Origin of the sequence: Elstera litoralis (genome assembly GCF_000963705.1) — a bacterium.
Taxonomy (GTDB): Bacteria; Pseudomonadota; Alphaproteobacteria; order Elsterales; family Elsteraceae; genus Elstera; species Elstera litoralis.
The window spans coordinates 1-4,436 of sequence record NZ_LAJY01000342.1; the positions used below are offsets into that span (position 1 = coordinate 1).

At 61.4% G+C, this 4,436-nt stretch carries 4 protein-coding genes; all 4 read right to left on the bottom strand.

Going from position 1 to position 4,436, the window contains the following annotated elements:
• A partial coding sequence (locus VZ95_RS28890) for a zf-HC2 domain-containing protein (protein ID WP_332308091.1) occupies window positions 1-171 on the bottom strand: 171 nt, incomplete at its 3' end.
• A gap of 1 nt (window position 172) precedes the next feature.
• Window positions 173-826 (bottom strand): sigma-70 family RNA polymerase sigma factor, encoded by a 654-nt coding sequence (locus VZ95_RS13150; RefSeq protein WP_232302652.1) that lies wholly within the window; start codon window positions 824-826, stop codon window positions 173-175.
• Between the two features lie 78 nt (window positions 827-904).
• Window positions 905-2,104, bottom strand: coding sequence for a phosphopentomutase (locus VZ95_RS13155; RefSeq protein WP_045776254.1), 1,200 nt, complete (start codon window positions 2,102-2,104; stop codon window positions 905-907).
• A 61-nt stretch (window positions 2,105-2,165) separates the two neighbouring features.
• Window positions 2,166-4,241: a sensor histidine kinase gene (locus VZ95_RS13160; RefSeq protein WP_084627773.1), complete on the bottom strand. Its 2,076-nt coding sequence runs from the start codon at window positions 4,239-4,241 to the stop codon at window positions 2,166-2,168.
• Window positions 4,242-4,436: the final 195 nt, after the last annotated feature.

Below are 4,436 nucleotides of genomic sequence, written 5' to 3' on the forward strand. Positions count from 1 at the left end.
AGGCGGCAGGCTGTCGAGCATGGCCCCGCCCACGGCTTCCAACGCCGCCATCTCTTTCCGGCAGGTCGGGCAATAGGTGAGATGGGTTGCGACCAGCAGGCTGATGGCTTCCGGCAGGGTGCCGGCGGCATAGTCGATCAGCAGCGATTCGGGCGGGTGGAAGTGCGGCATCTCAAGCGTCCTTCAGGACCGCGCGCAGCCGGGTAAGGGCCAAGCGGATTCGCGATTTGACGGTGCCTAGCGGGATTTTCGTTGCCTCCGCGATATCGCGGTGCGAACGGTCTTCCCAATAGGCTTGTTGAAGTAGGTCGGCTTGTTCCGGCGGCAAGAGGGCGAGGGCCGCGCGCAGCCGATCATTTTGTTGGGCGAGATCATAGGCGTGATCGGCTCCCGGCACGGGCTCGCCAAAGGCTTCTTCCGAGACTAGGGCGGGATCATCCGCCTCCCAGTCGATATGCTTATCGCGGCGCAGCCGGTCAATGCGCTTATTGCGGGCGATGGTGAAGAGCCAGGTGCTGACCGAGGCGAGGCGGGGATCGAAAGCGCCCGCGCGCCGCCACAGCGTTACCATCACCTCTTGCAGCAGGTCTTCGGCCTCGGCTTCGGGGCTGCCGAGGCGCATTAGGTAGGATTTCAGGCGCGGCCCGAAGTGGGCGAAAAGCTGCGCAAAGGCCGCCCGATCCTCGGACGCGGCGATTTGCTGCACGAGCCGGGCGAAACCGGCGCTGGTCTCATCGCGCATGACACTCCCCGTCCGCGCCGATAGGCTTTCGGCGGGAACAAAATGCACGGCCCGAGAGGCCGAGGGGTTGCGCAGGGTCGTCATTACCCATTGTTCGCGCGGCGCGGCTTAACAGATCATGAGCGCCCGAATTTTTTTTGCCCATAGTCGATGAAAGCCGGATCACAGCAGACTGCGGCCCGCCTCCAGCGGGGGTAGGCCGAGGTGCTGGGCGAGGGTTTGGCCGCCGTCGGCAAAACTCTCCCGCCGCCCGCCGTTACCGCCGGTAAAGCCGGGACCGAAGAAAATCAGCGGCACATATTCGCGCGTATGATCGGTGCCGATCCAGGTGGGATCGCAGCCGTGATCGGCGGTAATCAGCGCGATATCGCCGGGCTGCATCTTGGCGAAAAGGTCCGGCAGGCGTTTGTCGAAAGCTTCCAGCGCGTCGGCATAGCCGCCGGGGTCGCGGCGGTGGCCGAAGGATTGGTCGAAATCGACGAAATTGGTAAAGATCAAATCGCCATCGCCCGCATCGTCGAGGGCCGCCAGCGTGGCATCGAACAGTGCCGCATTGCTGTCGGCCTTAATCACCCGGCTAATACCATTTTGGGCGAAAATATCGCCGATCTTACCGATGGCGAGCACTTGGCTGCCGCGCTCGACAAGCTTATCCAGCAAGGTCGGGGCGGGCGGCGGAACGGCGAGATCCTTGCGGTTGGCCGTCCGGCGATAGGCCCCGCTGGGGCCGGTGAAGGGCCGGGCGATAACCCGGCCAATATTATAAGGATCGACCAACTTACGGGCGAGTTTGCACAGCGTCAGCAAGCGCTCCAGCCCGAAGCTTTCCTCATGGGCGGCGATTTGCAGCACCGAGTCGGCGGAGGTATAGACGATGGGCTTGCCGCTCGCGACGTGTTCGTCGCCCAACGCGGCGATAATATCGGTGCCCGAGGCGTGGCAATTGCCCAGAATACCGGGCAGCCCGCCTTGCGCGATTAAGGCATCGGTCAATTCCGGCGGAAAGCTCGGCACGGTTTTCGGGAAATAGCCCCAGTCGAACAGCACGGGCACGCCGGTAAGCTCCCAATGGCCGGACGGGGTGTCCTTGCCTTTCGAGCGCTCGGCGGCGGCGGCATAGACGCCGGTGAAATCAGCGCTTTTCAGAAAGCCGGAGGGCAGCTTGCCGGTAGCCTCGCGGGCGGCGGCGCCCAGGCCAAGCTCTTCCAGATGGGGCAGCACCAAGGGGCGGCCCCGCTGGGCCAACGACCAGGAGGCGATATGCCCCAGGGTGTTCGATCCCTGGTCCTGGAAGTGGCAGGCATCGGGGGTGGCCCCAATGCCGAAAGAATCCATCATGAGAATGAGAGCGCGTTTGACCATGAAATTAACGTTGCTTGCCGCCCGTCCGTTTGCAAGCCTGTTATCGACTTGTCGCTGGAGATTACGGCACGTCGCCCTGTTGAACCGGGGGCGGCAGGGCGCGCGGGGTCTCCGGGGCGCTCTCGGGCAGCCAGCAGATAACCTCGGTGCCATTGGCGGAGGAGGTGAGGCTGACGTCACCGCCGTGCAATTCGATAATGCTGCGCACCAGCGACAATCCCAAACCCGCGCCCGCCTGCCGCCCGGCGCGCTCGAACCGCCCAAAGATTCGCGGCAGGCTTTCGGGAGGAATGCCCGGCCCGGTATCGGAAATGCTGATGGTAATGCCGCGCTGGGCTTCCTTCCGCGCGCCAATCGTCACCCGATCCTGCGGGCGGCAGAATTTGATAGCGTTGGAGAGCAGATTGAACAGGGCCTGCCGGAGCCGTTTCGTGTCGCCGATGATTGTGCCGATATCGGCGGCGGAATCGAGCGTTAGGCTAATATCGCGCGCCTGGGCGCGTTCGCGGACTAGGGCGAGGGTGGAGACGATGAGGCTATTGACCTCAATCGTATCGCGCTCCAGGGCCAGATAGCCCGCTTCGATCGTGGCGAGATCGAGAATATCGTTGATGAGCGACAGCAGCCGGTGCGAATCCGCCAAGATTCCCCGGCTATACTCCAACTGCCGCGCGTTGAGCGGGCCGAAATATTGCTCGGTCAGAATTTCGGAGAAGCCGATAATCGAGTTCAGCGGCGTGCGCAGCTCGTAGGAGACATTGGCGATGAATTCGGTCTTCAGCCGGTCGGCGGCTTCGAGCGCGTCGTTGCGTTCCCGCAAGGCCAGTTGGGCGCGGTTGCGCTCGGTGATATCGAGGAACAGGCAGAGCGTAGCCCCATCGGGCATCGGCACGGAATTAAAGTCGATTTCCTTGCCGGGCTCCCTCCCGGAGCGCCAACTGAGCATACCGTTGCGGATGCGCCGCTGCACCGCAGGATTGCCGTTCGGGTCGGACTCCTCGCCCTCCACGATCCACGGCAGGGTTGCGGCTTGCAGCTCGTCCAGGGTTGGCTCGCCCAGCAATTGCTCTTCGCTCAGGCCCCAAATCTGCAAGAACGCCGGATTATGCAGGCGCAAACGCCGGTCGATCCCAAAAAACGCCACGCCTTCCGAAAGATTGTTCAGCGTCTCGCGCTGTACTTCGATGAGGGTGTTATAGGAGCGTTCCAGGGCGAATTTATCGGTGGCATCCTCGTACGAATAAATCAGCCCGCCGAGCGGATGGGGGGCGACGCGCTGAAACAGCGTGCGTCCATCGGGCAGATGCAGCACCTCTTCCTTGGCGGCGACCAGGGATTGAAACTGCGCCAATTGCTCGCGCTTATAGGCGGCAAAATCGATCACTTCGGGCAGTTGCCGCTTTTCGCGTAGCATATCGATGAGTTCTTGCAGCGTCGGTTCGCGCGTCAGCCACACGTCGTCGAGATAAAACAGCCGGGCGAAGGCGACGTTGAAGAATTTGATCCGGCGTTCTGGGCCAAAAATGACAATGGGGGCGTTCACCGCGTCCAACACATCATCCTGCGCCGAAATCAGCCGCGAGACTTGCGACATGAGGCTTTCGATCTGGCGCATATCCGTCGCCGTGACCGAAATACCGTTTTGCGACGCCTGTGCCCGCAGCGAATAGGCATGCATCGCCCCGCCGATGACCAAGGAGACGGTTTCCACCTGCTCGCTATTAAGGCGCAAGGCGCGCATTGCCAGTTCCCGCGCTTGCTCGATAAACGTATCGCTGCCGCGCGTGAGCACCGACCAGGCGAGATTGCTTTCCACCAGCCGCGAATCCCGCCCGAACAGCGCCAGCGGCGTCGCGGCGGCATCCATCAGCGTCTGGCGTCGGTCGGCGATTTGCTGACTGCCGCGCAACTGCTGCTGAATCACCCGCCCGCGCAAGACGGCGCGAAAATGCAGCGTGCCGATGACGAGCAACGCCAGCGCGAACAGGCTGAGAAAGCCGACCAAAGGTTGCAAAATTGACGCGGAGGCGAATTCATTCGCCGCCCAGGCCGGGACGCTCACGCCGATTCCCCAAATCCCGCCCATCCAAGCAGAATGGCTGAAATGCAGAGTTGGGAGCGCAAGACGGATCAACATGCTGCCAGTCTATGCAATTGCGGCGACCTTGAATAGGCGGGTTGAAAAGCTTGTGGATGCATTCAGATTATGCATATCGCCTATGATATAGGCGAATTTCAGCCCTGTTTTGAAACAATATATCTATAAAATGTAATTATTAGAAATATAGCTGTTAAAATCGTTAAAGAAAAGTAATTTTCCCTCAAAATGAGA

Bases quoted from the DNA above. Each gene is read 5' to 3' on its own strand.
- VZ95_RS13150 (WP_232302652.1), bottom strand. From the start codon at position 826: ATGACGACCCTGCGCAACCCCTCGGCCTCTCGGGCCGTGCATTTTGTT.
- VZ95_RS13155 (WP_045776254.1), bottom strand. From the start codon at position 2,104: ATGGTCAAACGCGCTCTCATTCTCATGATGGATTCTTTCGGCATTGGG.
- VZ95_RS13160 (WP_084627773.1), bottom strand. From the start codon at position 4,241: ATGTTGATCCGTCTTGCGCTCCCAACTCTGCATTTCAGCCATTCTGCT.